This is a genomic window from Microbacterium sp. NPDC089186, from assembly GCF_040685115.1.
Lineage (GTDB): Bacteria > Actinomycetota > Actinomycetes > Actinomycetales > Microbacteriaceae > Microbacterium > Microbacterium galbum.
Genome location: NZ_JBFBHJ010000003.1, coordinates 167428 through 193034, shown reverse-complemented (window position 1 = coordinate 193034; position 25607 = coordinate 167428). Strand labels below are relative to the sequence as shown.

The 25607-nt window shown below is 70.4% G+C and carries 25 protein-coding genes; 22 read left to right on the top strand and 3 right to left on the bottom strand.

The features are described 5' to 3' along the window. The 8 genes from AB0N82_RS11105 (at position 1) to AB0N82_RS11070 (ending at position 8736) form a co-directional block, all read left to right on the top strand. Positions 1–759 (top strand): YebC/PmpR family DNA-binding transcriptional regulator, encoded by a 759-nt coding sequence (locus AB0N82_RS11105; protein WP_315995734.1) that lies wholly within the window; start codon positions 1–3, stop codon positions 757–759. Positions 760–807: 48 nt separating this feature from the next. Continuing rightward, positions 808–1416 carry a crossover junction endodeoxyribonuclease RuvC gene (gene ruvC, locus AB0N82_RS11100; RefSeq protein WP_363391569.1) on the top strand — a complete coding sequence of 203 codons (609 nt, stop codon included), beginning with the start codon at positions 808–810 and terminating at the stop codon, positions 1414–1416. 4 nt (positions 1417–1420) lie between these two features. Next, entirely contained in the window at positions 1421–2041 is a 621-nt protein-coding gene (gene ruvA / locus AB0N82_RS11095; RefSeq protein WP_363391566.1) for a Holliday junction branch migration protein RuvA, read from the top strand. Next, on the top strand, positions 2034–3080 hold the full coding sequence (ruvB, locus tag AB0N82_RS11090; protein WP_315995737.1) for a Holliday junction branch migration DNA helicase RuvB: 1047 nt from the start codon (positions 2034–2036) through the stop codon (positions 3078–3080). The genes ruvA and ruvB overlap by 8 nt, the downstream gene beginning before the upstream one ends. 91 nt (positions 3081–3171) lie before the next feature. Continuing rightward, the gene (locus AB0N82_RS11085; RefSeq protein WP_298872885.1) at positions 3172–3630 is read left to right on the top strand and encodes a preprotein translocase subunit YajC; all 459 of its coding nucleotides are present in this window, start codon (positions 3172–3174) and stop codon (positions 3628–3630) included. 44 nt (positions 3631–3674) lie between these two features. Continuing rightward, positions 3675–5384 (top strand): protein translocase subunit SecD, encoded by a 1710-nt coding sequence (secD, locus tag AB0N82_RS11080; RefSeq protein WP_363391562.1) that lies wholly within the window; start codon positions 3675–3677, stop codon positions 5382–5384. Further along, the gene (gene secF, locus AB0N82_RS11075) at positions 5384–6370 is read left to right on the top strand and encodes a protein translocase subunit SecF (protein ID WP_315995739.1); all 987 of its coding nucleotides are present in this window, start codon (positions 5384–5386) and stop codon (positions 6368–6370) included. Before secD ends, secF begins: the two co-directional genes overlap by 1 nt. Positions 6371–6486: 116 nt before the next feature. Continuing rightward, positions 6487–8736 carry a bifunctional (p)ppGpp synthetase/guanosine-3',5'-bis(diphosphate) 3'-pyrophosphohydrolase gene (locus AB0N82_RS11070; protein ID WP_315995740.1) on the top strand — a complete coding sequence of 750 codons (2250 nt, stop codon included), beginning with the start codon at positions 6487–6489 and terminating at the stop codon, positions 8734–8736. A gap of 30 nt (positions 8737–8766) precedes the next feature. Here AB0N82_RS11070 and AB0N82_RS11065 read toward each other — a convergent pair whose 3' ends face one another. The 3 genes from AB0N82_RS11065 to AB0N82_RS11055 form a co-directional block, all read right to left on the bottom strand. After that, complete coding sequence (locus tag AB0N82_RS11065; protein WP_363391557.1) at positions 8767–9348, bottom strand: type IV toxin-antitoxin system AbiEi family antitoxin; 582 nt, start codon at positions 9346–9348, stop codon at positions 8767–8769. Between the two features lie 63 nt (positions 9349–9411). After that, positions 9412–11049: a DUF349 domain-containing protein gene (locus AB0N82_RS11060; protein ID WP_363391554.1), complete on the bottom strand. Its 1638-nt coding sequence runs from the start codon at positions 11047–11049 to the stop codon at positions 9412–9414. Positions 11050–11184: 135 nt separating this feature from the next. After that, on the bottom strand, positions 11185–11463 hold the full coding sequence (locus AB0N82_RS11055; RefSeq protein ID WP_363391551.1) for a dioxygenase: 279 nt from the start codon (positions 11461–11463) through the stop codon (positions 11185–11187). Positions 11464–11577: 114 nt separating this feature from the next. Here AB0N82_RS11055 and AB0N82_RS11050 point away from each other — a divergent pair, with 114 nt between their 5' ends. From AB0N82_RS11050 to nusB, 14 genes are all read left to right on the top strand, one after another. Next, entirely contained in the window at positions 11578–12987 is a 1410-nt protein-coding gene (locus tag AB0N82_RS11050; protein ID WP_363391548.1) for a replication-associated recombination protein A, read from the top strand. A 185-nt stretch (positions 12988–13172) separates the two neighbouring features. Further along, positions 13173–13802, top strand: coding sequence for a 30S ribosomal protein S4 (gene rpsD, locus AB0N82_RS11045; RefSeq protein ID WP_076675537.1), 630 nt, complete (start codon positions 13173–13175; stop codon positions 13800–13802). 728 nt (positions 13803–14530) lie between these two features. Beyond that, a complete protein-coding gene (locus AB0N82_RS11040; RefSeq protein WP_315995745.1) occupies positions 14531–14818 on the top strand; it encodes an ATPase in 288 nt (95 codons plus the stop codon). A 65-nt stretch (positions 14819–14883) separates the two neighbouring features. Continuing rightward, the gene (gene alaS / locus AB0N82_RS11035; protein ID WP_363391544.1) at positions 14884–17553 is read left to right on the top strand and encodes an alanine--tRNA ligase; all 2670 of its coding nucleotides are present in this window, start codon (positions 14884–14886) and stop codon (positions 17551–17553) included. Beyond that, positions 17550–18023 carry a Holliday junction resolvase RuvX gene (gene ruvX, locus AB0N82_RS11030; RefSeq protein ID WP_363391541.1) on the top strand — a complete coding sequence of 158 codons (474 nt, stop codon included), beginning with the start codon at positions 17550–17552 and terminating at the stop codon, positions 18021–18023. The genes alaS and ruvX overlap by 4 nt, the downstream gene beginning before the upstream one ends. Position 18024: 1 nt before the next feature. Then, positions 18025–19761, top strand: a complete 1737-nt coding sequence (gene mltG / locus AB0N82_RS11025; RefSeq protein WP_363391538.1) for an endolytic transglycosylase MltG — start codon at positions 18025–18027, stop codon at positions 19759–19761. Next, complete coding sequence (locus tag AB0N82_RS11020; protein ID WP_363391535.1) at positions 19755–20591, top strand: shikimate dehydrogenase; 837 nt, start codon at positions 19755–19757, stop codon at positions 20589–20591. The genes mltG and AB0N82_RS11020 overlap by 7 nt, the downstream gene beginning before the upstream one ends. A 4-nt stretch (positions 20592–20595) precedes the next feature. Beyond that, the gene (gene aroC / locus AB0N82_RS11015) at positions 20596–21822 is read left to right on the top strand and encodes a chorismate synthase (protein ID WP_363391532.1); all 1227 of its coding nucleotides are present in this window, start codon (positions 20596–20598) and stop codon (positions 21820–21822) included. A gap of 73 nt (positions 21823–21895) precedes the next feature. Continuing rightward, on the top strand, positions 21896–22384 hold the full coding sequence (locus tag AB0N82_RS11010; protein WP_315995904.1) for a shikimate kinase: 489 nt from the start codon (positions 21896–21898) through the stop codon (positions 22382–22384). Continuing rightward, positions 22381–23457 carry a 3-dehydroquinate synthase gene (gene aroB, locus AB0N82_RS11005; RefSeq protein ID WP_315995751.1) on the top strand — a complete coding sequence of 359 codons (1077 nt, stop codon included), beginning with the start codon at positions 22381–22383 and terminating at the stop codon, positions 23455–23457. Before AB0N82_RS11010 ends, aroB begins: the two co-directional genes overlap by 4 nt. After that, entirely contained in the window at positions 23454–23990 is a 537-nt protein-coding gene (locus AB0N82_RS11000) for a GNAT family N-acetyltransferase (RefSeq protein ID WP_315995752.1), read from the top strand. The genes aroB and AB0N82_RS11000 overlap by 4 nt, the downstream gene beginning before the upstream one ends. Positions 23991–24061: 71 nt before the next feature. Then, the gene (locus AB0N82_RS10995; protein WP_363391527.1) at positions 24062–24520 is read left to right on the top strand and encodes a type II 3-dehydroquinate dehydratase; all 459 of its coding nucleotides are present in this window, start codon (positions 24062–24064) and stop codon (positions 24518–24520) included. A 72-nt stretch (positions 24521–24592) separates the two neighbouring features. After that, positions 24593–25153, top strand: a complete 561-nt coding sequence (gene efp / locus AB0N82_RS10990) for an elongation factor P (RefSeq protein ID WP_315995754.1) — start codon at positions 24593–24595, stop codon at positions 25151–25153. 18 nt (positions 25154–25171) lie between these two features. Continuing rightward, a complete protein-coding gene (gene nusB, locus AB0N82_RS10985) occupies positions 25172–25582 on the top strand; it encodes a transcription antitermination factor NusB (protein WP_298872920.1) in 411 nt (136 codons plus the stop codon). Positions 25583–25607 lie beyond the last annotated feature (25 nt).

Genomic DNA, 25607 nt, shown 5'->3' with positions numbered 1-25607 from the left:
ATGTCCGGACATTCCAAATGGGCCACGACCAAGCACAAGAAGGCGGTCGTCGACGCCCGCCGCGCGAAGTCGTGGGCCAAGCTCATCAAGAACATCGAGGTCGCGGCCAAGCTCGGCGGTGCCGACCTGCAGGGCAACCCGACCCTCTTCGACGCCGTTCTGAAGGCCAAGAAGACCTCGGTCCCCAAAGACAACATCGATCGCGCGATCAAGCGCGGCGCGGGCATCGGCGGCGAGGCCGTCGAGTACGCCTCCATCATGTACGAGGGCTACGGTCCCAACGGCGTCGCGTTCCTCATCGAGTGTCTGACCGACAACAAGAACCGAGCGGCCGCCGAGGTGCGCACGGCTCTCAGCCGCAACGGCGGCACCCTGGCCGATCCGGGCAGCGTCGCGTACAACTTCAGCCGTAAGGGCGTCATCGTGGTCCCCGCCGAGGGCACCAGCGAGGACGACGTCATGCTCGCGGTCCTCGAGGCCGGCGCCGAGGAGGTCGAGCCCCACGGCGAGGGCTTCGGCGTGATCACCGAGGCGAGCGACCTCGTGTCCGTGCGCAGCGCCCTGCAGGACGCCGGGATCGAGTACGACTCCGCCGACGTCGAGTTCGTCCCCTCGCTCAAGGTGGAGGTCGACGCCGACACCGCCCGCAAGGTGTTCCGCCTCATCGACGCGCTCGAAGACAGCGACGACGTGCAGAACGTCTACACGAACTTCGACATGACGCCCGAGGTGCAGGCCGAGCTCGAGAACGACGAGTAAGGGCGCGCCCTTCTCCGCGACACGGCCCCTGCGCTTAGCGTGGGGGCCGTGTCCCGTTCTCTGCGCGTCCTCGGCATCGATCCCGGCCTCACGCGCTGCGGCATCGGGATCGTCGATGTCTCGCCGAACCGCACCGCGTCGCTCGTGCATGTCGGCGTCGCGCGGTCGGCGCCCGGCGACCCGATCGAGAAACGTCTCGCGGCCATCGCCGCCGGCATCCGCGAGGTGCTCGTCGCCCACCAGCCGCACGTGGTCGCCGTCGAGCGCGTCTTCGCACAGAACAACCGGCACTCGGTGATGGGAACCGCCCAGGCGAGCGGCATCGCGCTGCTCCTGGCCGCCGAGCACGGACTGACCGCGGCGACGCACACCCCCAGCGAGGTGAAGGCGGCCATCACGGGGTACGGCGCCGCCGACAAGGTGCAGGTGCAGACCATGGTCGCGCGCGTGCTGCGCCTCGACACGCTGCCCCAGCCGGCCGACGCCGCCGACGCGCTCGCGATCGCCCTCTGCCACGCCTGGCGCGGCGGCCCGGCGACCCCCTCGGCGGAGGCCGCCCTCACGCCTGCTCAGCGGGCCTGGCGGGATGCCGAGAAGCGACGTTCTCCACAGCCCCGTGTCGCTCGAACACATGTACGAACGCCCGGCGTAGGCTGATCGCATGATCTCTTCGCTGCATGGGTCGGCGGCGCACGTCGCCGACGATTCGCTCGTGGTCGTCGTCGGAGGCGTGGGCTTCTCGGTCGCCGTGACCGCGCAGTTCGCGCGGACGGTTCACCTCGGCGACGATGTGCACCTGCACACGAACCTCATCGTGCGAGAAGACGCCCTGTCCCTCTACGGCTTCGAAACGCGGGAAGAGCTCACGGTCTTCACCCAGCTCATCAGCGTGACCGGCGTCGGACCGAAATCGGCCCTCGGGGTGTTGTCCTCCCTGACCGTGCCGCAGATCGCGCAGGCCGTCGCCGATGACGACGACGCTCCCTTCCGTCGCGTGTCGGGGATCGGCCCCAAGACCGCCAAGCTCATCGTCGTGCAGCTCGCCGGGAAGCTCGCCGTCGCGCCCGCGTCCGCGCCCGCCGCCGTCGCGCCGCACGGCCAGATCCCCGTCCAGGTCACCCAGGCGCTGATCGGCCTCGGGTGGACCGAGCGCACCGCGGCCGAGGCCGTGGCATCCGTCGCCGAGAACGCCTCCGAAGCCGACCGCGCCTCCGTCCAGGCCCTGCTGCGCCTGACGCTGGCGCTGCTCGGTCCGGCACGGAAGGAGAACGTGGGTGGCTGACGTCCGCGACGCCGGCACCCCCGACGACGAGACCGAACTCGCGATCGAAGGAGCCCTCCGCCCCACCTCGCTCGCAGAGTTCGTCGGTCAGCAGAAGGTGCGGGGGCAGCTGCAACTCCTGCTCGATGCCGCGCGCATCCAGCAGCGCTCGCCCGACCACATCCTGCTGTCCGGCCCTCCTGGGCTCGGCAAGACCACCCTGGCCATGATCGTGGCGCATGAGAGCGGACGTCCACTGCGCCTCTCCAGCGGGCCGGCGATCCAGCACGCGGGTGACCTCGCGGCGCTGCTGTCGTCGCTCACGCCGGGAGAAGTGCTGTTCATCGACGAGATCCACCGGATGGCGCGCTCCGCCGAAGAGATGCTGTACCTGGCGATGGAGGATTTCCGCATCGACATCATGGTCGGCAAGGGGGCGGGTGCCACGAGCATTCCCCTCGACCTGTCTCCGTTCACCCTGGTCGGAGCGACCACGCGCGCGGGCCTGCTCCCCAACCCCCTGCGGGACCGTTTCGGCTTCACCGCGCACCTGGAGTACTACGAACCCGAAGAACTCGAGCAGGTGGTCTCGCGGTCCGCGGCCATGCTCGACGTCGGCCTGCCGGGTACCGCGCGCTCCGAGATCGCCCGACGTTCGCGGGGCACGCCGCGCATCGCCAACCGCCTGCTCCGGCGCGTGCGCGACTACCTGGTGGTCCACGGCCCCTCGGCGGGCGCCGAGGACGGCGATGCGGACGTGCGCACGGTCGGCGCCGCCCTCGATCTCTACGACGTGGATGCCATCGGGCTCGATCGCCTCGACCGAGCGGTCCTCGACGCCGTCGTGCGTCGATTCCGCGGCGGACCGGTGGGTCTCAGCACGCTCGCGGTGGCCGTCGGCGAAGAACCCGAGACCATCGAGTCGGTCGTGGAGCCCTACCTCGTCCGTATCGGTTTCATGGGACGCACGCCGCGCGGACGCGTCGCCACCCCCGAGGCATACGACCACCTCGGCGCCCCTCACCCCGACGGCCTGCTCCGGTTCAGCCAGGGGTCATGACCTATACTCGGCGAGGGATTCCCCGACCCCCGCTTGACTCACGCTAGGCAGTGCCGCACGGCGCGCCTGACTCGAAAGGTGCACCGCCTCGATGGATATCGCCCGGTTCTTCGCTGATTACGGCATCGTCATCCTGCTCATCGCCCTGCTGATCTTCATGTTCTACAGCTCGCGGCGCCGCATGCAGAAGCAGAAGGCGGAGCTCGAGAAGAAGTCGCGCGAGACCGTTCCCGGCGCTGAGGTGCTCCTGCAGGGCGGCCTCTACGGCACCGTCGTCGAGTACGACGGCGTCGACCTCGACAAGCCCGCCCTGGTCGAGATCGCCCCCGGTGTGGTCATCAAGGTGCACAGCCAGGCCGTGCTGCGCATCGTCGACCCCGCTCAGGGCGCCGTCACCGAAGACGAGTTCATCGAGGCGGAGGAGACCGAGGCCGAGTACGTCGCCGGGGTCGCCGACGGCGACATCACCTCGATCAGCGACGACCAGCGCGCCGCCCGCCAGCACGCGGCCGACCCCGACCAGACCGACAAGGACCGCCCGCAGGCCTGACGCCCGCTCCGCCGTTCCCGCCCGCCGCACAGAAAGCCGACTCCGTGGCGCCCTCGACCCCTGTCCGTCATGCCTGGCGCGTACTGACCGGATTGCTCGCCATCGTCGGCGTGCTCTTCGGCATCAACGCGCTGGGCGTGTACGTCTTCAACGCAAGTTCCTGGACGCCCGAGCTCGCGCTCGACCTCCAGGGCGGGACGCAGATCATCCTGCAGGCCCAGACGACCGACGGGGCGGCCCCCGACAGCGAACAGCTGGCCCAGGCCGTCACGATCATCCGTCAGCGCGTCGACGCCTCGGGCGTCGGTGAGGCCGACGTCGCCACCGAGGGCGGGCGCAACATCGTCGTGCAGATCCCCGGTCAGGCCGACGACGCCACGCGTCAGCGCATCCAGAGCTCCGCACAGCTCCAGCTGCGGCCCGTGCTGTTCACGGGTTCGCCGGCGACGTCGTTCGTGGGCGAGGACGGCAACAACACCCCGTACCCGACGCCCGACCCGAGCCTGCCGGGGACGCCCACCGCGTCGCCGACCAACGCGAGCGACCCCGCGTACATCACTCCCGCCCTCCAGGCCGAGTTCCTCTCCTACGACTGCGCCAACCCGCCGTCCAACCCCGCGCAGGCCCCGGCCGATCAGCCGATGATCACCTGCGACGTCAACGGGCAGGCGAAGTACATCCTCGGCCCGGTCGAGCTCGACGGAAACGACATCTCCGACGCCACCAACGGCCAGGAGCAGAACACGGGCCAGTGGGCCGTCAACCTCGTCTTCAACGACCAGGGCACCCAGAAGTTCGCCGACGTGAGCCAGCGTCTGTACGGAGCGCAGGCCCCGTTCAACCAGTTCGCCTTCGTCCTCGACGGCAGCGTGCTGTCGGCCCCGTCGATGAACGGCATCATCGTCGACGGTCGACCGAGCATCACCGGAAGCTTCACGCAGGAGTCGTCGAAGGCCCTCGCCGACCAGCTGAAGTACGGTGCCCTGCCGTTGAGCTTCACCGTCGTCAGCTCCGACACCGTCTCAGCCACCCTCGGCTCCCAGCAGCTCCAGGTCGGCTTCATCGCCGGGCTCATCGGCCTCGGTCTCGTGGCGATCTACTCGCTGATCGTGTACCGCGCCCTGGGCACCGTGATCATCGCGTCGCTCGCCGTGATGGCGGTGTTGACGTATCTCGCCCTGTGCATCCTGGCCTGGCGCGCGGGCTTCCGACTGTCCCTCGCCGGCGTCGCGGGCCTGATCGTCACGATCGGCTTCACGGCAGACTCGTTCATCGTCTACTTCGAACGCATCCGCGACGAGCTGCGCGACGGCAAGTCGATCACCGCGGCCGTCGAAGACGGATGGTCGCGCGCCAAGCGCACGATCTACATCTCGAAGTCGATCAACGTCCTCGCCGCCGTCGTGCTGTACATCCTGGCGGATGCCACGGTGAAGGGCTTCGCGTTCACGCTCGGACTCACGACCGCGATCGACGTCCTCATCTTCATCCTCTTCACGCACCCGGTCATGCAGCTGCTCGCGCGCACGCGTTTCTTCGGCTCCGGCCACCCGCTCTCGGGTATGGACCCGAACGCGCTCGGCGCTGTGTACCGGGGCCGTGCGCAGTTCCGCGCCCCAGTGGCCGATGCCGGTCGCGCCAAGCGGTCACGCGGCGAAGCCCAGCGCCGCCAGACGATCGCTGAGCGCAAGCAGGCGGAACTCGCGGCCGCCGCGCGCGGCGATAGCGGCTCCACGAAGGAGGGAAGCGACTGATGCGCTCCATGTCGCAGCTCGGTAACGACCTCTACTCCGGGAAGACCTCCTTCCCGTTCGTGCAGCGTCGTCGCCTGTGGTTCATCATCGCGGCGGTCCTCGTGATCGGCGCCGCTCTCGTGCCGCTGTTCCGGCCCGTGCAGTTCTCGATCGAGTTCACCGGCGGGTCGCAGTTCACCGTGTCGAACCCGACCTCCTTCGATCAGGCCCTCGCCACCGACGCGGTCACCTCGGTCGTTCCGGGAGCGACGACCCGAGTCACGACGATCAGCGACCAGGCCGTTCGCGTGCAGACCGACCAGCTCGGCAGCGACGAGACGCAGGCCGTCTCGGCCGCCCTGGCCAGCGCGTACGACGTTCCTGCGTCGGAGGTCACCGACTCCTTCATCGGTCCCACCTGGGGTGCCGACGTCACGCGTCAGTCGCTGTGGGGTCTGTCGATCTTCCTCGCGCTGACATTCCTCATCCTCGCCCTGTACTTCCGCACGTGGAAGATGTCGGTCGCCGCGATCATCGGCCTCGTCGATGTTCTCGTCATCACGATCGGCGTCTACGCGGTCTTCGGTTTCGAGATCTCGCCCGCTGCCGTGATCGGCTTCCTCACGATCCTCTCCTACGCGCTCTACGACACCACCGTCGTCTTCGACAAGGTGCGGGAGAACACGAGAGAAGACGGGGAGATCTCCGGCCGCACGTTCGCCGAGTCGGTCAACCTCGCGGCGAACCAGACGCTGATCCGCTCCATCAACACGACCGTGGTCGCGATCCTGCCCGTCGGCGCGATCCTGTTCATCGGTGTACCGCTGGGAGCGCGGACGCTCAGCGACATCTCGCTGTCGATCTTCGTCGGCACCATCGTCGCGGCCTACTCGACCCTGTTCGTCGCCGTCCCGATGTACGCCCTGCTGCGCGAAGGCGAGAAGCCGATCGCCCAACGCGATCAGCGCGTGCGCGCCGCCCGGGAGAAAGCCGGCATTCCGGCCTGATCACCGCAGCACCCCCGCGTACGCCCATCGTGCGCGTGTGAGCTCCCCCGACGTGCCCTCTTCGGCACGTCGGGGGAGCGTAGACTTGATCGACTGGCCGTGAGGAAGGGGTGACGATGACAGAGACCGCCTCTTCTGCGCCGCCGCCGTCATCGCTGCGACGCCTGGTTCCGCGCATCTTCTCGCGCGCCGCCCGCCGCGACGACGTCGACAAACTGCTGCGAACTGTCCGTACGCATCACCCCAAGGGCGACCTCGCAATCATCGAGCGCGCATACGCCGTTGCCGACAAGGCGCACGACGGTCAGAAGCGCCAGAGCGGCGAGCCCTACATCACGCACCCGCTCGCGGTCGCGCAGATCCTCGCCGAGCTGGGGCTCGGACCGAAGGCGATCGCCGCCGCCCTCCTGCACGACACGGTAGAGGACACGGGCTACCCGCTCGATGAGCTCGCGGCCGACTTCGGCGACGAGGTCGCCATGCTCGTCGACGGGGTCACCAAGCTCGACAAGGTCAAGTACGGCGACAGCGCTCAGGCCGAGACGGTGCGCAAGATGATCGTGGCGATGTCGAAAGACATCCGCGTCCTGCTCATCAAACTCGCCGACCGTCTGCACAACGCCCGCACGTGGGGCTTCGTGCCCCCGCACAAGGCCGCGAAGAAGGCCACCGAGACGCTGGAGATCTATGCGCCCCTGGCGCACCGTCTCGGCATCCAGGCCATCAAGAGCGAGCTCGAGGACCTCTCGTTCGCGGTCATGCATCCCAAGCTGTACGCCGAGATCGACAGCTTGGTGAAGCAGCGCACCCCGCAGCGCGAGCAGTACGTGCAGAACGTGATCGACGCGGTCGACGCCGATCTGCGCGAACTCCGTGTGCGCGGTCGGGTCATGGGCCGCCCGAAGCAGTTGTACTCCGTGTACCAGAAGATGGTCGTACGCGGCCGCGAGTTCGACGACATCTACGACCTCATCGGCATCCGCATCCTGGTCGGCACGGTTCGCGACTGCTACGCCGTGCTCGGCGCCATCCACGCGCGATGGACGCCCCTTCCCGGGCGGTTCAAGGACTACATCGCCACGCCCAAATTCAATCTCTATCAGTCGCTGCACACGACGGTGATCGGTCCCGGCGGTCGTACCGTCGAAATTCAGATCCGCACGAACGAGATGCACCAGCAGGCCGAGTTCGGTGTCGCCGCGCACTGGAAGTACAAAGAGCGCATGGCGGGCGGCAAGGCGGATGCCAAGGCCGTCGACGCCGACATGGCATGGATCGCGCACATCTCCGACTGGCAGGCCGAAACCGCCGACCCGGGGGAGTTCCTCGACTCGCTGCGCTTCGAGATCGGCGCGAAAGAGGTCTACGTCTTCACGCCGAAGGGCCGGGTGGTCGGCCTTCCGACCGGGGCGACTCCGGTCGACTTCGCCTACGCCGTGCACACCGAGATCGGTCACCGCACGATGGGCGCCAAGGTCAACGGCCGCCTCGTTCCGCTCGAGTCGACCCTGCAGAGCGGCGACGTCGTCGAGGTGTTCACCTCGAAGAACCCCGACGCCGGCCCCAGCCAGGACTGGCTCGGATTCGTCAAGAGCACCCGCGCGCGCAACAAGATCCGCGGCTGGTTCACGAAGGAACGCCGCGAAGAGGCGATCGAGCAGGGTAAGGACTCCATCGCCCGCGCGATGCGGCGGCAGAACCTGCCGCTCCAGCGCCTGATGAACCAGGATTCCTTCACCGAGGTCGCCCGCGGTTTCCACTACGAGGACGTCTCGGCGCTGTACGCGGCCGTGGGCGAGGGGCACGTCTCCACCCAGTCGGTGATCGAGAAGGTCACCGCACTGGTCAGCGCCGAGGAGACCAACACCGGACCGATCGACATCCCGGTGGGCCGCAGCCGCGCACCGCGCGGTGGCGATTCGGGTGTGCTCGTCCGTGGAGCGCCCGACATCCTGGTCAAGCTCGCCAAGTGCTGCACGCCGGTTCCGGGCGACGAGATCGTCGGCTTCGTGACCCGGGGCAGCGGCGTCTCGGTGCACCGGGGCGACTGCACCAACGTGCGGTCGCTGAAGGAGGAGCCCGACCGTCTCATCGATGTCGAGTGGGCCCCCACGACGAAGAGCGTGTTCCTGGTGCAGATCCAGGTCGAGGCTCTCGACCGCTCCGGCCTGCTGAGCGATGTGACGCGCGTGCTCAGCGAGCACCACGTCAACATCCTGTCCGCGACGGTGTCCACGACGAACGATCGACTCGCGCTGAGCAAGTTCGTCTTCGAGATGGGCGACACCGTCCACCTCGACCGCGTGCTCAATGCCGTGCGGCGCATCGACGCCGTGTACGACGTGTACCGCGTCACTTCGTCGTAGACCGGGGATCCGCCACCCGACGACCTCGCGTCAGTCGTCGGCATCCGCCCCGGCCCCTTCCGCCGGGACGGCACCCGCGTCAGCGGCGGCACGGAGCAGACGGGTGGCGCGGTGGACATGCGGAAACCGCGGATGCCGCTCGAACCAGACCTCGGCATCCCTTCGAAGCAGCGGGTCGCGGTACGCCCATGCCCGCGCCGCGGCGATCTCCTCGCGGGCGTCGGATCGGGCCAGATCGACGAGCGTCCGCGCGGGGGTGCTGACGGGAACCCCGGCGACCGACATGATGTCGTCGGCCGGGAGGCGCACGTCGTGGAACACGGCGCGAAGGTCGCATCCCGCGCGGACACGGGCGGCGCGGACGCGTTGCAGGTGATGGATCGCCGGCTCCTGGGCGATGCCACCGTGCACCCATGCCGCGGTCAGACGGATGGCTGCCCACCGATCGCCGAGCAGGGGCGCCACACTGCGCGCGCGCATCCACTTCGTCTCCGCCGCGTCAGCGGGCATGTAGCCCTCGCCCAGAGGAACGAGCGCCCCGTCGAGGCACGCCGCCGTGAGCTCGGCGAGCGAGAGTCTTTCGTCGGCGAAGAAGAGAAAGGGCGACACCATCCCGCCAGTGTGGCGGAGCGGTGTCGCCCCTGACGGCGAACCGTCGGATCTGTGGAGAGCTGGTCAGCCGCCCAGGGCGCGCAGCCAGGTACGACGCGCCTCGAGCGCCTCCGAGGCCTGCGCGGCGGCACGCTTGTCTCCGCGTGCCTCGGCCTCGGCGAGCTCGGCCTCGAGCTTGTCGATCGCGTCGGTGAGCTGACGCGTCATGTCGTTCGCACGCGCCTTCTGCTCCGGATCGTTGCGCTTCCAGTCAGCGTCTTCGCGCGTGCGCACGGACTGCTCGATCTTGCGGAGCTCGTCGTCGAGGGTGCGCTCCTTGTCGCGCGGGAAGATACGACCGATCTCGTCCCACTGACGCTGGATCGCCGTGAGCTTCTGACGGGCCGTCGCGAGGTTCTTCTCGTCGACGATGGGCGCCGCCTGCTCGAGCAGGGCGCGCTTCTGCTCGATCTTCTCCTTGGACGCTTCGGCGTCAGCCGTCTCGCGCTCGATGCGAGCACCGTACAGCGCGTCACCGGCCGCCTTGAACCGCGCCCACAGGGCGTCGTCGACCTTGCGGCCCGCGCGGCCCGAAGCCTTCCAGGCATCGAGCAGATCGCGGTACGCCCCGATGCCGTCCTCCCCGCGGGGAGCGAGCGCCTCAGCGCGCTCGACGAGGCGGGTCTTCGCCTCGCGGGCGGCCTTGTGCGTCTCATCGAGCGACGAGAAGAACTCCCGCCGGTGGCGGTCGACCGTCGCACGGGCGTCGCGGAAACGACGCCACAGCTGCTGCGCCGTGGACTTCGACAGACGCGGGCCGTTCTGCTGATGGGCCTGCCACCGGTCGAACAGGGCCGCCATGTCGGCGGTCATCTGCTTCCACTGCACCGACTGCGGATCGCGGGCGGCCAGGGCCTCGGCCTCTTCGACGATCGCGGTGCGCTCGCGCACCGCCTCCTCGGATGCCTGCTTGTTGGCGACGGCCTCGGTCTCGCTCGCCTCGGCGAGCTCGGCCGTGAGGGCGTCGACGCGGCCGAGGAGGGCGCCGAGGTCGCCGACCGCGGCGGCTCCGTCGAGCTTCGCACGCAGCGTCTTCGCGGTCGATCGGAGATCGGATGCCGAGGCTCCGCCGCGACGATGACGGGTCTCGAGCAGCGTCACCTCGCCGGCCAGGTCGGCGAACTTGCGCTGGAAGTAGGCGAGGGCCTCCGCGGGGGTGCCGTCGGGGTACTGACCCACGACGCGCCAGCCGTCGCCCTCTCGGACCGAGACCGTGCCCTCGTCGTCGACGCGACCCCAGGGCTGGCTCGCCGTCTTCGACGCCGTGGCGCCGGGCGGGGGACCGGGGATGCGTGCGCCCGGTACGGGGCGCGCGGCGGGCTGCGGCGCGGCGGGGGTGTCCGCAGCCTCGGGCGCATCGGCTGCCGGTTCGGCGGACTCGGCGTCGGCGGTCTCCGCCTCGGCGGTGCCGGGCTCATCGGAGGAGGAGCCCGCCGCGTCATCAGTCGGCTCGGGCGCAGCCTCGGCCGCGTCGACGGCGTCCGTCGACTCGTCGGCGGGGGTCGCGGCATCCGCCGACTCGTCGGTCGCGGAGGAGGCCGAAGGCGCGGGCGCCTCGGCATCCGTGATGTCGGCCGCGATCTCGGTCGCGGCGGGATCGACCTCGGGGGTGCTCGCGTCGTCGCGCGGGTCGGAGGTCTCGGGGGAGGGAACGGAAGTCACGGGTAGCACCTCATCGCGGCAGAACCGCCTGGGGGAGAAGGACCCTCCGAGCCTAGTACGAGCGGCCGCGCCGCCACAGGTGCGTGGACCGCGGGGGATAGGCGTCGACCTTCTCGCCGCCGTCGAGGCGGCGGGTCAGGGAGCCGTCGTCGGAGCTGTGGTCGGCGACGCGGGCGACTCGGTCACGGGCGCAGACGGGCTCTGCGCCGGTGCGGGCGCGCCCGGGCCGGCGACGAAGTACGCCGTCTGCGCACCGACCGCCCCGGCGATGACGATGAGACCGATGACGACGCCGAGCACGTCGTCGCGGGTGCGACGGCGGCGCTGACGCTCGTGAAGGGCGACGCGGACCTGATAGGCGCGGGCTCGCTCGCGTTGTTCCCGCGTCTGCCGGTCTTTCCCGCGCGTCGCCACATCGACCTCCTCCGCCCGCCACCGGGCTCCTCGATCCTACAAAGCCCGCGAGCAGGCGTCCGCGGGGCCGCCGCGCTCGGAACCGGTGTCGGAGGCCGCGGTTAGCCTGGAGGGGTGACACCCTCCTCCGCGCTGTTCCAGGGCCAGACGCCGCTCGCGGTCCGGATGCGCCCGGTGAGCCTCGACGAGGTGGCGGGTCAGGGGCATCTGCTGCGCCCCGGGTCGCCGCTCGTCACCCTCGCCACCACCGATTCCTCGGCATCCGGGGCTGCGGTCTCCGTCATCCTCTGGGGTCCGCCCGGCACCGGCAAGACGACCCTGGCTCAGGCCATCGCGCGCTCGTCGGGGCGACGGTTCGTGGAGCTCTCGGCCATCACCGCAGGGGTGAAAGACGTGCGGGAGGTCATGCAGGAGGCACTGACGCAGCGCGATCTGTACGGACAGTCCACCATCCTGTTCCTCGACGAGATCCACCGCTTCACCAAGGCGCAGCAGGACGCCCTCCTCCCCGGCGTCGAGAACGGGTGGGTGGTGCTGATCGCGGCGACCACCGAGAACCCGTCGTTCTCGGTCATCTCGCCCCTGCTGTCGCGGTCGCTGCTGCTGACCCTGCGCCCGCTCGGCGACGACGACCTGGGCGCGCTCGTCGATCGCGCGGTCACCGACCCGCGCGGTCTCGCCGGACGCGTCGTGCTCGACGACGACGCCCGAGCCGCACTCGTGCGACTGGCATCCGGCGACGCGCGCCGCGCGCTCACCGCGCTCGAGGCCGCTGCGTCGGTCGCGGGCGACGACGGGGGATCCCCGAGCGACGTCACCCGCTCGGGAGGGCACGAGGACGACGATGACGACGACGGGGCCCCGTTCGAGCTGACGGAGACGGAGCCACCCGTCATCACGGCCGACCACATCGCGCAGGCCGTCGATCGCGCTCTGCTCCGTTACGACCGCCAGGGCGACGAGCACTACGACGTCATCAGCGCCTTCATCAAGTCGGTGCGCGGCTCCGACCCGGATGCCGCGATCCACTACCTCGCGCGAATGATCGAGGCCGGCGAAGACCCCCGGTTCATCGCGCGCCGACTGGTCATCTCCGCCGCGGAGGACATCGGCATGGCCGACCCGCAGGCGCTGCAGATCGCCGTGGCCGCCGCAGACGCCGTCGCCTTCATCGGTATGCCCGAAGGGCGCATCCCGCTCGCCGAGGCGACGATCTACCTCGCGACCACGGCCAAGTCGAACGCCGCGTACAACGCCATCAACACCGCGATCGCCGATGTGCGAGCCGGCGGGTTCGGGCGCGTGCCGATGCACCTGCGCGACGCCCACTACCCGGGCGCCAAGCGGCTCGGACACGGCAAGGGATACAAGTACGCCCACGACAGCGAGATCGGCATCGTCGCCCAGCAGTACCTTCCCGACGAACTCCGCGGGCGCCGGTATTACGAGCCGACCACCCACGGCACCGAACGCGACGTATCGGCGCGGTTGGAGAAGATCAGACGCATCCTCGAGGGGAAGTGACGCGTGCAGGGGTTCCCCGGGGCGCTCTGATAGCATGAACCGGCTCGAAACAGGGTTTTCGGGCATCCCCTCCTTTCTGTGATCACCTTCCGACGCGCCCCGGCGTGCGCGTCGGATCGGGCGGAAGGGGGCGATACGCCCGTGAGCCGTGAAAGGCGCGGCCACGTCATCGGAAGGAGAACTTCGTGACCACGAAGTCTCAGGACCGCCGCAAGGTGCGTCTGTCGCGCGCCCTCGGCGTCGCACTCACCCCCAAGGCCGCCCGCTACCTCGAGAAGCGTCCCTACGCTCCCGGCGAGCACGGTCGCACCAAGCGCAAGGCCGACAGCGACTACGCCGTCCGTCTGCGCGAGAAGCAGCGTCTGCGCGAGCAGTACGGCATCCGCGAGAAGCAGCTGCGCATCGCGTTCAACGAGGCCCGCCGCACCGACGGCCTGACCGGTGAGAACCTGGTCGAGCTGCTCGAGATGCGTCTGGACGCCCTCGTCGTGCGTTCGGGCTTCGCCCGCACCACCGCGCAGGCCCGTCAGCTCGTCGTGCACCGCCACATCATGGTCGACGGCCAGCTCGTGGACCGCCCGTCGTTCCGCGTGAAGCCGGGTCAGCAGATCCACGTCAAGCCCAAGAGCGAGGGTCTCGAGCCCTTCCAGGTCGCCGCCGCCGGCGGGCACGCCGAAGTGCTGCCCCCCGTCCCGGGCTACCTCGAGGTCGACCTCTCGACGCTGCAGGCGAAGCTCGTGCGTCGCCCCAAGCGCGCCGAGGTGCCCGTCACGTGTGACGTGCAGCTCGTCGTCGAGTACTACGCCGCCCGCTGATCCCAGCGAGCAGAGAAGGGCGTCGGGTTCTCCCGGCGCCCTTCGCGGTTTCAGGACGCGCTCTCGCGCTGCCCTCCGTCGTCCGGGTCGCGCTCTCGCGCTGCCCTCCGTCGTCCGGGTCGCGCTCTCGCGCGGCCCTCTGTCGTCTGGGGTGCGCTCTCGCGCGACTCTCTGCCGTCCGGGTCGCGCTCACGCGCGGCCCCTTGACGCTTCCGGGGCCGTTGGCGGCCTGTCGAGCTGACGCTGCCGTGTGCGGCGAACATCGATCGCGCCCCGTTCGATTGCCCGAGACAGCGGATCATGCCCGGCCTCACCGCCCATCTGCGGCAAATGAACGAAAAGGCCACGCGCTCGCTCGCCCCAGAACGCCGCCCCTCACCGAGCCACCGACCACCCGCGGCAACCCGAATGAAGACGCCGCGCGCTCGTTCGCCCCGGATCGCCGGCTCCCGCTGAGCCACCGACCACCCGCGCCAAACGAACGAAGACGCCACGCGCTCGCTCGCCCCAGAATGCCGCCCCTCACCGAGCCACCGACCACCCGCGGTAATCGCACGCAGAGGTGCCGGTCCTGCTGCCCCGGTCGGCGCCCACGCGGGTGTGCGGTCGCGTCCGGTACGCGGTGGACTCCGGGGAGTCGGCATCCACAGGTCTCTTGCACGAGGCACGGGGGCCGTCGCCTACGATGAAGGATGCCGCGACCGCGGCGTCGCCTCGAGGAAGAAGTCGTGATCGTGAAAAGCCTCTTCTGGTTCGCGCTGGGGATCGCCGGCGGATTCGTCGCCGCGCATCTCGTCAACAAGGACCCCCGCGGTCAGGAGTTGCTCGCCCAGCTCGATTCGCGGATCGGGGAGTTCACCGACCACATGAGCGACGCCTACCACCAGCAGGAGACCCGCCTGTCGGAGATCATCGACGACGCCAAGGGCGTCGCCGCCTCCGCGGTCGACCGGGCCTCCGAGGCGATCGGCGACGCCGCCGCCTCCGCGAAGACCGCGGCATCCTCGACCGACTGACCTCCCCGGCATCCGGCCCCCGATGACCCGGGGTCGGCCACCGCACGCGCACGGAAAGACCCGCCATGAAAACCGCCGAGATCGCCCAGCGCTTCCTCGACTTCTTCGAGAAGAAGAACCACACGATCGTCCCCTCGGCCTCGCTCGTCACCGACGACCCGGCCCTGCTGTTCACCGTGGCGGGCATGGTGCCCTTCATCCCGTATCTCAGCGGCGTCGTGCCGCCGCCCTACCCGCGTGCGGCGGACGTGCAGAAGTGCATCCGCACCAACGACATCGAAGAGGTCGGCAAGACACCGCGGCACGGCACGTTCTTCCAGATGCTCGGCAACTGGTCGTTCGGCGACTACTTCAAGGAAGACGCGATCCGCTTCGCCTGGGAACTGTTGACCGCGCCCGAGTCCGAGGGCGGCCTGGCCTTCGACCCGAAGGACCTCTGGGTCACCGTCTACGAGGAGGACGACGAGGCTCGCGACCTCTGGCTGAAGCTCAGCACCCTGCCCGACGAGCGCATCCAGCGCCTCGGGAAGGACACGAACTACTGGTCGACGGGCCTTCCCGGCCCCGCGGGCCCCTGCTCGGAGATCTTCTTCGACCGCGGTCCGGACTACGGCATCGACGGCGGTCCCGCGACCGACGACGACCGGTACGTGGAGATCTGGAACCTCGTGTTCATGCAGTACGAGATCACGAACGTGCGCTCGAAGTACGACTTCGACATCGTCGGAGAGCTCCCCGCGAAGAACATCGACACCGGCATGGGCCTCGAACGCATCGCGTTCATCAAGCAGGGCGTCGACAACATGTACGAGACCGACCAGGTGCGCCCCGTGCTCGACCTGGCGGCGAAGCTGGCCGGCAAGGCGTACGGAGCCGAGTCGCACGAGGACGACGTGCGCCTGCGCATCGTCGCCGACCACGTGCGGTCCTCGCTCATGCTGCTCGCCGACGGAGTGACCCCCTCGAACGAGGGCCGCGGCTACATCCTGCGGCGCATCATGCGTCGCGCGATCCGCTCGATGCGCCTGCTCGGCGTCGAGGGCGCGACCTTCCCCGAGCTGTTCGCGGCCTCGCGCGACGCGATGAAGGAGTCGTACCCCGAGGTCGAGACCGACTACGCCCGTCTCTCGGCCTACGCGATCGCCGAGGAGCAGACGTTCCTCCGCACCCTCGCGGCCGGCTCCGCGATCCTCGACCAGTCGGTCGCCGAGGCCAAGACCGGCGGCGGCACGACGCTGTCGGGCTCCGAGGCGTTCCTACTGCACGACACGTACGGCTTCCCGATCGACCTCACGCTCGAGATCGCCGAAGAGGCCGGGCTGTCGGTCGACCGCGGCGCGTTCGACCAGCTCATGCTGGAGCAGCGCACGCGTGCCAAGGCCGATGCGCGTGCCCGCAAGGGTGCCATCGCCGACCAGAGCGCGTACCGCGAGTTCCGCGCGCTCGGCGAGACCGTGTTCACCGGATACACCGAGCTGCAGACCGAGTCGAAAGTCCTCGGCATCCTGGTCCAGGGGCAGGGGACCGACCGCGCCTCGGAGGGTCAGATCGCCGAGGTCATCCTGTCCGAGACCGCCCTCTACGCAGAATCCGGCGGCCAGGTCGCCGACAAGGGCGTCATCGTGGGCCCGGGTTACGAGCTCGAGGTGCTCGACGTGCAACGTCCCGTGCCGGGTCTGGTCAGCCACACGGTCGAGGTGACCACCGGTGAGGTCGCCGTGGGCGCACCCGCCACCACCGTCGTCGACGGACTCAACCGCCACGCGGCGCAGCAGGCGCACACCGCCACGCACCTCGTGCACGCGGCGATCCGCGACACTCTCGGCAAGACCGCGACGCAGACCGGGTCGCTCAACCGTGCCGGCTACATGCGCTTCGACTTCAGCTGGGGCTCGGCGCTCTCTCCCGAGACCCGCACCGAGATCGAGGACATCGCCAACAACGCCGTCCGCGACAACCTCGAGGTCACCACGCGCGTGATGTCGCTCGACGAGGCGAAGGCCGCGGGCGCCATGGCCCTGTTCGGCGAGAAGTACGGCGACACCGTGCGCATGGTCGACATCGGCGGCCCGTGGTCGCGCGAGCTCTGCGGCGGCACGCACGTCGCGCGCAGCGCCGAGATCGGCCTCGTGAACCTCGTGGGCGAGCAGTCGGTCGGCGCCTCGAACCGACGCGTGGAGGCGCTCGTCGGCCTCGACGCCTTCCGTGACCTCGCCGCGGAGCGCGCGATCGTCTCGCAGCTGTCGACGTCGCTCAAGACACCGCGCGAGCAGTTGACCAACCGCATCGCCGAGCTCGCCGCGAGCCTCAAGGCCGCCGAGAAGAAGATCGCCGCCTTCGAGGCACAGGCCCTCACCGGCCGCCTGCCGCAGCTGGTGGAGTCGGCGGTGGCCGTCGGCACCGTCAAGGTCGTGGCGCAGAGCCTCGGCGAGGGCGCCTCGGCCGACGACGTGCGCTCCCTGGCCCTGCAGGTGCGCGACCGCCTCGGCAGCGACCCCGCGGTCGTCGCCCTCGGTTCGGTCGCCGGCGGCCGCGCGACGGTCGTCGTCGTCACGAACGACGCGGCACGCGAGCGCGGTCTCGCCGCCGGTGCCCTCGCGAAGGCCGCAGCCGCCGTGCTCGGCGGCGGCGGCGGCGGTCGTCCCGACGTCGCGCAGGGAGGCGGAACGGATGCCGCGGCCCTGCCGCAGGCGCTCGACGGCATCGTCGCCGACGTGCGGGCGACGACCGCGTGACGGAGTTCCGACGCGGCATCCGTCTGGGGATCGACGTCGGGCGCGCCCGCGTGGGCGTCGCCCGCTCGGACCCGGACGGCGTGCTGGCCGTGCCCGTCGAGACGGTGCCGCGCAAAGGCGAGCCGGTGCGCCGGATCGCCGCACTGGCGGCCGAGTACGAGGCGTTCGAGGTGCTGGTGGGTCTGCCGCTCAACCTCCGCGGGGAGGACACCCCGTCGACCACCGATGCACGGAGATTCGCCGAGCAGCTCGCATCCGCTCTGCCCATACCGGTGCGGCTGGTCGACGAGCGACTGAGCACCGTGTCGGCGCACGGCGTGCTGCGGGAGGCAGGTCGTTCCCAGCGCGACTCTCGTAGCATTGTGGATCAAGTCGCCGCTGTGGTGCTGCTGCAGCAGGCGCTCGACGTGGAGCGACAGTCCGGCGAGCCGGCCGGACCCGCCGTATCACCGGGACAGGAGCCCGCCTGACATGCCCGAGAACCAGCCCCCCGAGAGCGATCCGTTCGCCGACCTGTACGGTCGCCTGCCCGACCCGCGCAGCGGCGCGCGCGCGGCCGACGATTCGGCCGACGCCGCTCCGCCCTCGCGTCGCGCTGCTCGTGAGGCGCGCCGCGCGCAGACCGGCCCGACCGACACGACACCCGCCGTCGCCGCGGCCCCCGCCCCGGACGGTGCCGCCGCCCCGGCGCCCCGGTTCGACGCGGCGCGACGCGCGCCGGAGGAGACCTCCGCGCCGGAGCCCACCCGCGCCGCGGAGCGCATGCCCGCGCCGCGTGCCGCCGAGCCCGCGCCGCGCACCGCCGCACCCACCCCGGCGCCCCGCGCCACCGAGCCCGCGTCCGCGCCGCGAGCCACCGACGCGGCCGCAGCCACGGCATCCGCCTCATCCTCGGACGTCGCACGCGACGGCGGAGCATCCGCGCCCGGACCCCGCCGGACGAGCGCGTCGGCGACGATCGACGACGTCTCGCGCGAGGCGCAGCCGGCGCTGATCGGTTCCGCGACGGCCGGACGCCCCGCTCCGGGTGCCGCCGGCATGGCCTCCGGGTCGCTCGAAGACCTCTTCACCGGCCAGACCACGACCCACGAGATCGGCCACGCCGCGCCCCGCGCCCCCAAGAAGCGCCGTCGCGTCGGCGGCTGGATCGCCCTCGCCGTGGTCCTGGTGCTGCTCGGCGGCATCGCCGCGGGCGGCATGGTCGTCTGGAACACCTACGGCGATCGCATCCAGGCGTTCTTGGGCAACGGCGAGCCCCTCGACTACGAGGCGGGGCAGGCCACGGGCGAGGCCCGCGTCACCATCGTCTCGGGCGACACGGGGGAGTCCGTCTCACCGAAGCTGTTCGAGGCCGGCATCACGAAGGCCTCGAATTCGCTCTACAAGTACATGGTCGACAACTCCGTCGCCTTCACCTTCCAGCCGGGCGTCTACAAGCTGCAGCAGCAGATGACGTCGGAGGCGGTCCTGGCCGCTCTCCGCGACCCCGCGAGCCGTCTGGACTACTCCGTGCAGCTGCGCGAGGGGCTCACCCTGACGCAGTCGCTCGACGTCATCTCCGAGCAGCTGAGCATCCCGCGCGCCGATCTCGACGCCGCCGCCGCCGACCCGTCGGTGTACGGCGTGCCCGCCTCGACGCTCGAGGGGTGGATCTTCCCGGCGACCTACGACTTCGACGAGGGCGTCACCGCCCAGCAGGTCATCGAACGCATGGTGCAGCGCACCATCCAGTCGCTCGACGCCGCGGGGGTCCCGGAGTCCGACCGGGAGCGCATCCTCATCGTCGCGTCGATCATCGAACGCGAGGCGCGCAGCAGCGAGGACTTCTACAAGGTCTCGCGAGTGATCGAGAACCGCCTCCAGCCCGACAACACCGAGACCCACGGCCTGCTGCAGATGGACTCGACCGCCCAGTACGGCGCGGGAGAACTGGATGCCGGGTCGTCGTCGTCGTCCGAGAACGCGCTCACCAGCGACAACCCGTGGAACACCTACGTGCGCCCGGGTCTGCCGATCGGGCCCATCGCCAACCCCGGCGATCTCGCGATCGACGCGGCGATGAAGCCGGTGGACGGCTCGTGGTACTACTTCACCACCGTCAACCTCGCCACCGGCGAGACGGTGTTCTCGACGACCTACGCCGACCAGTTGAAGGCCGTGGACCAGTTCCGTGCGTGGTGTCGCGAGAACCCCGACGGCGGATGCTGACCGACGCCACCCGGTTGGCCGTCTGGGGCGACCCGATCGCGCATTCGCGGTCGCCCCGGCTGCACGCCGCCGCGTACGGCGTGCTCGGACTCGACTGGGAGTACGGACGGCGACGCGTCGACGAGGCGACCTTCGCCGCGGAGGTCGACGGGTTGGATGCCACCTGGCGCGGCCTGTCGTTGACGATGCCGTTGAAGCACGTCGCGGCCGCCCGGGCCACCACCCTCGACGATGACGCGCGACTGACCGGCGCCGTCAACACCTACCTGCTGACCGACGGGGGAGCCCACGGCTTCAACACCGACGTGGGCGGACTCGCCCGCGCCCTCGACGAGGTCGGCGTACGCCGACCCGAGCGCGTGCGCGTGCTGGGTGCGGGAGCGACGGCGACCTCGGCCCTCGTCTCGGCGGCCCGCGCCGGAGCGGTCGAGGTGGAGGTACGGGCTCGGCGCCCCGAAGCGGCAGCGGCCCTCGCCGAGCTGGGGGCGCTCCTGGGCGTCGCGGTGCGGACCGCGCCTCTCGACGCGCCCGATCCCGTCCAGGTCGACACCACCATCGCCGCCCTGCCCGGCGGCACCGACCTCGGCGCCCTCGCGGGGGCGCTGGCGTCCACGTCCGGGCCCCTCGTCGACGTCGTCTACGGCGGCTGGCCCACACCTCTGGCGCGGGCCTGGGAGAGCGCCGGGGTGGCCGCGCACGACGGGCTCACGATGCTGCTGCACCAGGCACTGCTGCAGGTGCGCGTCTTCGTCGCCGGTGACCCTGCGCAGCCACTCGTCCACGAGGACGAGGTGCTGGCCGCAATGCGCATCGCGCTCGTGGGAGACTAGACGAATGCTTCGCGTCTTCACCGCCGGCGAGTCCCACGGCCCCGAACTGATCGCCCTCATGGAGGGGATGCCGGCCGGTGTCCCGGTCTCCTCGGCCCAGATCCGCGCCGAACTGGCGCGCCGTCGACTCGGGTACGGTCGCGGCTCGCGCATGAAGTTCGAAGAAGACGAGCTGACGCTGTCGACGGGCATCGTGCACGGCTTCACGATCGGCAGCCCGATCGCCCTGCGCATCGGCAACACCGAGTGGCCGAAGTGGACCGAGGTCATGAGCCCCGAGCCCGTCGAGCTGTCCGACCGCTCCCGCGGACGCGGAGCCGCGCTCACGCGCCCCCGCCCCGGCCACGCCGACCTCGTCGGCATGCAGAAGTACGGCTTCGACGAGGCCCGCCCCATCCTCGAGCGCGCTTCCGCCCGCGAGACCGCAGCACGCGTCGCCCTGGGCGCCGTGGCCCGTTCGTTCCTCAGCGAGCTCGGCATCCGCCTGGTCAGCCACACGCTCTCGATCGGTCCCGTGCGCGTGCCCGACGACGCCGAACTGCCCACGCCCGACGACGTCGACCGGCTCGACGCCGATCCGTTGCGGTGCTTCCACGCCGACACCAGTGCGGCGATGGTCGCCGAGGTCGACGACGCGAAGAAGGCGGGCGACACGCTCGGCGGCATCGTCGAGGTGCTCGCGTACGGCCTGCCCCCGGGGCTCGGCTCGCACGTGCAGTGGGACCGCCGTCTGGACGCCCGCCTCGCCCAGGCGCTCATGAGCATCCAGGCCATCAAGGGCGTCGAGGTCGGCGACGGCTTCCTCACCACGACGCGCCGCGGTTCTCAGGCGCACGACGAGCTGTTCGCCACCGAAGACGGCATCACCCGATCGTCCGACCGTGCCGGCGGCACCGAGGGCGGCATGTCGACCGGCACCGTGCTGCGCGTACGCGCCGGCATGAAGCCGATCGCGACGATCCCCAAGGCCCTGCGCACGGTCGACGTCGCCACCGGCGACACCGCCGCCGCGCACCACCAGCGCTCGGACGTCTGCGCGGTGCCCGCGTCGGGCGTCGTCGCGGAAGCCATGGTCGCGGTGACCCTCGCGGATGCCGTGCTCGAGAAGTTCGGGGGCGACAACGTCGCCGAGACCCGCCGCAACCTCGAGTCGTACCTCGCGAACCTGCCCGAGACCCTGCGCACGACCGACGCGTCGGACGCCGCGCTTCTCGCGCATGACCTCGCCTGAGCAGGCTCCCGCCGGAGCCGACGACCGTACGCCGGTGACCGGGACCGGTTCGGCCGTCGTGCTCATCGGTCCGATGGGCGCCGGGAAAACCAGCGTGGGGCGCCGCGTCGCTCGCGCCCTCGGCACCCCCTTCACCGACACCGACAAGCTCGTCGTGCGCGAGCACGGGCCGATCCGAGACCTGTTCCTCGTCCACGGCGAAGCGCACTTCCGCGCGCTCGAACGCGACGCGGTCGTCGAGGCGCTGGGCCGCGGGGGCGTCGTCGCGCTCGGCGGGGGAGCGGTGCTCGACCCCGCGACGCGGGAACGCCTCACCGCGCATCGCGTCGTCCTGCTCACCGTAGCGCCGCACGTGGTGGCATCCCGTATCCACGGCGACGATCGGCCCCTCCTCGGGGGCGAAGACCCCGTCGAACGCTGGCGGCGCATCTACGACGAGCGGCGCCCCGTCTACGAGGCCACGGCCGACATCACCATCGACACGTCGTCGGGGCCCCTGTCCCGCGTCGTCGACGACATCGTGGCCTGGGCGCAGAGCGTCCCGGCCCAGGAGACATCATGAGCGACACCACCACGATCAGCGTCGCCGGCGACCCCGGCTACGACATCACGATCGGCCGGGGCCTGTTGGCCGCGCTGGGCGAGAAGCTGCCCGCCGCCGCCCGGAAGGTGCTCGTGGTGCACCCACCCACCCTTGCTGCGCAGGCCGAGGCTCTGCGCGCGCAGCTGGTGGGCGATCGCCAGGTACTGCTGGCCGAGATCCCCGATGCCGAGCAGGGCAAGCGCGTCGAGGTCGCCGCGTTCTGCTGGCAGGTCATGGGCCAAGCCGACTTCACGCGCACCGACGTCGTGGTCGGTTTCGGCGGGGGAGCCGTGACCGACCTCGCGGGCTTCGTCGCGGCGACCTGGTTGCGCGGGGTCGCCCTCGTGCAGGTCCCGACCACCGTTCTGGGCATGGTCGACGCCGCCGTGGGCGGGAAGACCGGCATCAACACCGCCGAAGGCAAGAACCTGGTCGGTGCGTTCTGGCCGCCCGTGGCCGTGGTCTGCGACCTCGACCTGCTCGACACCCTCTCGAAGAACGAGGCGACCGCCGGCTTCGCCGAAGTGGTCAAGGCGGGCTTCATCTGGCATCCCGAGATCCTCGACCTCATCGAGGCCGACCCGACGGGCATCGTCGATCCGAAGGGCGACGCGTTCCGCCGCTGCGTCGAGCTCGCGATCGACATGAAGGCGCGCGTCGTCGGGGAAGACCTGCGCGAGGCGGGCCTTCGCGAGGTGTTGAACTACGGGCACACCCTCGGCCACGCCATCGAGCATGCCGAGCGCTACCGCTGGCGTCACGGGGCGGCGATCTCGGTGGGCATGGTGTTCGCCGCCGAGCTGTCGCGCCTCGCCGGGCGCCTGTCGGACGACGTCGCGCAGCGGCACCGCACCGTGCTCGAGTCGCTGGGGCTGCCGACGACCTACCGCGCCGGGGCGTTCCAGACGCTGAAGGCGACGATGCAGCGCGACAAGAAGAGCCGCGGGAGCATGCTGCGCTTCATCGTGCTCGACGACCTGGCGCGGCCCACCGTGCTGCAGGCACCCGACGAGTCGCTGCTGTTCGCGGCCTACCAGGAGGTCGGTGCGTGACCACCTCCGTGCGCCGCGTGCGCGCGGGGGAGGGCGGACGCGTCCGTGAGCTGCGGCTGCGCGCGGTCGGCGACCCGGCGGCATCCATCGCGTTCCTCACGACCTACGACCAGGAGCTCGAGCGGGACCAGGCGTTCTGGGACGAGCGAGCGGCGGGCGGCGCCGACGGCGACTCCGCCGCGATGTTCGTAGCCGAGAGCGCCGACACGTGGATCGGCACGTGCACGGTGCTCGTCCGGCGCGCGGGCGACGTCGACCACACCGGGCGACGACTCACCACGGGACGCGCCGACGTCGTGGGGGTCTACGTCGATCCCGCACATCGCGGATCCGGCGCGATCGACGCCCTGCTCGACGCCGCGGCGCGTTGGAGCGCCGATCAGGGATTCGAGACGCTCTCGCTCGACGTGCACGTCGACAACGCCCGGGCCCAGGCCGTCTACCGCCGCGCCGGCTTCGTGCCGACGGGCGAGACCTTCACGAGCCCCATCGGCGACGAGCTCGCGATGAGCCGGTCGCTTCGCACACTGTGACACGGCCCGGGCCGGCCGGCCGACGCTCCCGTCGGACGAGCGCAACGGAGGCCGCTGATAGCGTGCGGGACATGACCACGCCCCGCCGACTGCTCCTCGTCAACGGCCCCAACCTGAACCTCCTCGGCACCCGTCAGCCCGAGATCTACGGCCGCGACACCCTCGCCGACGTCGAACGCGTGACGGCCGAGGCCGCCGGCCGGCACGGCCTCGAGGTCCGCGCGATCCAAAGCAACCACGAGGGCGTCCTCATCGACGCGATCCACGCCGCCCGGCTCGACTGCGCGGGCATCGTCATCAATGCCGGGGGGTACACACACACCTCCGTCGCGCTGCGCGACGCCCTGGCATCCGTCGATCTCCCCGTCGCCGAGGTGCACATCTCGAACATCAAGGAGCGTGAGGCGTTCCGGCACTTCTCATACATCGAGAACGTCGCCGCGGTGCACGTGATCGGCGAGGGCGTGCCCGGATACGCGCGAGCCGTCGACCTGCTCGTGGAGGTCATCTCGGGCCGCGCCGACGGCTGAGCCCGCTCATCACGTAGACTCTGACGTCGGGCTCTCGCCCACTTCGACTCACGAAACGGAATATCGGCACTCATGGCATCCACCGCAGACATCAAGAACGGCGTCGTCCTGAACATCGACGGTCAGCTCTGGAGCGTCGTGGAGTTCCAGCACGTCAAGCCCGGCAAGGGCGGCGCCTTCGTGCGCACCAAGCTCAAGAACGTCATGAGCGGCAAGGTCGTCGACCGCACGTTCAACGCCGGCGCCAAGATCGACCTCGAGAATGTCGACCGTCGCGACTTCACCTACCTCTACAACGACGGCGAAGGCTTCGTCTTCATGGACGTCGCCGACTACGACCAGATCACCGTGGGAGCCGCGACCGTCGGCGACGCGGCGAACTTCCTGCTCGAGAACCAGCAGGTGCAGATCGCGCTGAACAACGGCAACCCGCTCTACATCGAGCTGCCGCCGTCGGTCATCCTCGAGGTGACGTACACCGAGCCCGGTCTGCAGGGCGACCGCTCGTCGGCCGGCACCAAGCCCGCCACCGTCGAGACCGGTTACGAGATGCAGGTTCCGCTGTTCCTCGAGACCGGCACCAAGATCAAGGTCGACACTCGCACGGGCGAGTACCTCGGCCGCATCAGCTGACGTCTCGATCCCGACAGAATGAGTGCTCGTACCAAGGCGCGCAAGCGCGCCCTCGACATCCTGTTCCAGGCCGACGTGCGCGGCGAGGAGCTGCCCGTGATGCTGGCCACCGAGGCCAAGCGCGCGGCCTCCGAGCCCGACCGTCAGGCCTCGTGGCTGTACGCTCGCGACATCGTCGACGGCGTGATCGACAACCGCGATGCGATCGACGAGCAGATCACCACGTTCGCCAAGGACTGGTCGCTGCAGCGAATGCCGGCCGTCGACCGGGCGCTGCTGCGGATCGGCACGTGGGAGATCCTCTACAACGACGAGGTGCCCACCGCCGTCGCGATCGACGAGGCCGTCGAGCTGGCGAAGGAGTTCTCCACCGACGACTCCGGTTCGTTCGTGCACGGCGTGCTGGCCCGGATCGCCCGCTCGTCCTGACCCCGCCCCACGAACGTCGACGCGG

Bases quoted from the DNA above. Each gene is read 5' to 3' on its own strand.
- AB0N82_RS10995 (WP_363391527.1), top strand. From the start codon at position 24,062: ATGACCACGCCCCGCCGACTGCTCCTCGTCAACGGCCCCAACCTGAAC.
- AB0N82_RS11065 (WP_363391557.1), bottom strand. From the start codon at position 9,348: ATGGTGTCGCCCTTTCTCTTCTTCGCCGACGAAAGACTCTCGCTCGCC.
- AB0N82_RS11070 (WP_315995740.1), top strand. From the start codon at position 6,487: ATGACAGAGACCGCCTCTTCTGCGCCGCCGCCGTCATCGCTGCGACGC.
- ruvA (WP_363391566.1), top strand. From the start codon at position 1,421: ATGATCTCTTCGCTGCATGGGTCGGCGGCGCACGTCGCCGACGATTCG.
- AB0N82_RS11105 (WP_315995734.1), top strand. From the start codon at position 1: ATGTCCGGACATTCCAAATGGGCCACGACCAAGCACAAGAAGGCGGTC.
- nusB (WP_298872920.1), top strand. From the start codon at position 25,172: ATGAGTGCTCGTACCAAGGCGCGCAAGCGCGCCCTCGACATCCTGTTC.
- aroC (WP_363391532.1), top strand. From the start codon at position 20,596: ATGCTTCGCGTCTTCACCGCCGGCGAGTCCCACGGCCCCGAACTGATC.
- aroB (WP_315995751.1), top strand. From the start codon at position 22,381: ATGAGCGACACCACCACGATCAGCGTCGCCGGCGACCCCGGCTACGAC.
- mltG (WP_363391538.1), top strand. From the start codon at position 18,025: ATGCCCGAGAACCAGCCCCCCGAGAGCGATCCGTTCGCCGACCTGTAC.
- AB0N82_RS11020 (WP_363391535.1), top strand. From the start codon at position 19,755: ATGCTGACCGACGCCACCCGGTTGGCCGTCTGGGGCGACCCGATCGCG.
- AB0N82_RS11085 (WP_298872885.1), top strand. From the start codon at position 3,172: ATGGATATCGCCCGGTTCTTCGCTGATTACGGCATCGTCATCCTGCTC.
- AB0N82_RS11010 (WP_315995904.1), top strand. From the start codon at position 21,896: ATGGGCGCCGGGAAAACCAGCGTGGGGCGCCGCGTCGCTCGCGCCCTC.
- alaS (WP_363391544.1), top strand. From the start codon at position 14,884: ATGAAAACCGCCGAGATCGCCCAGCGCTTCCTCGACTTCTTCGAGAAG.
- efp (WP_315995754.1), top strand. From the start codon at position 24,593: ATGGCATCCACCGCAGACATCAAGAACGGCGTCGTCCTGAACATCGAC.
- secF (WP_315995739.1), top strand. From the start codon at position 5,384: ATGCGCTCCATGTCGCAGCTCGGTAACGACCTCTACTCCGGGAAGACC.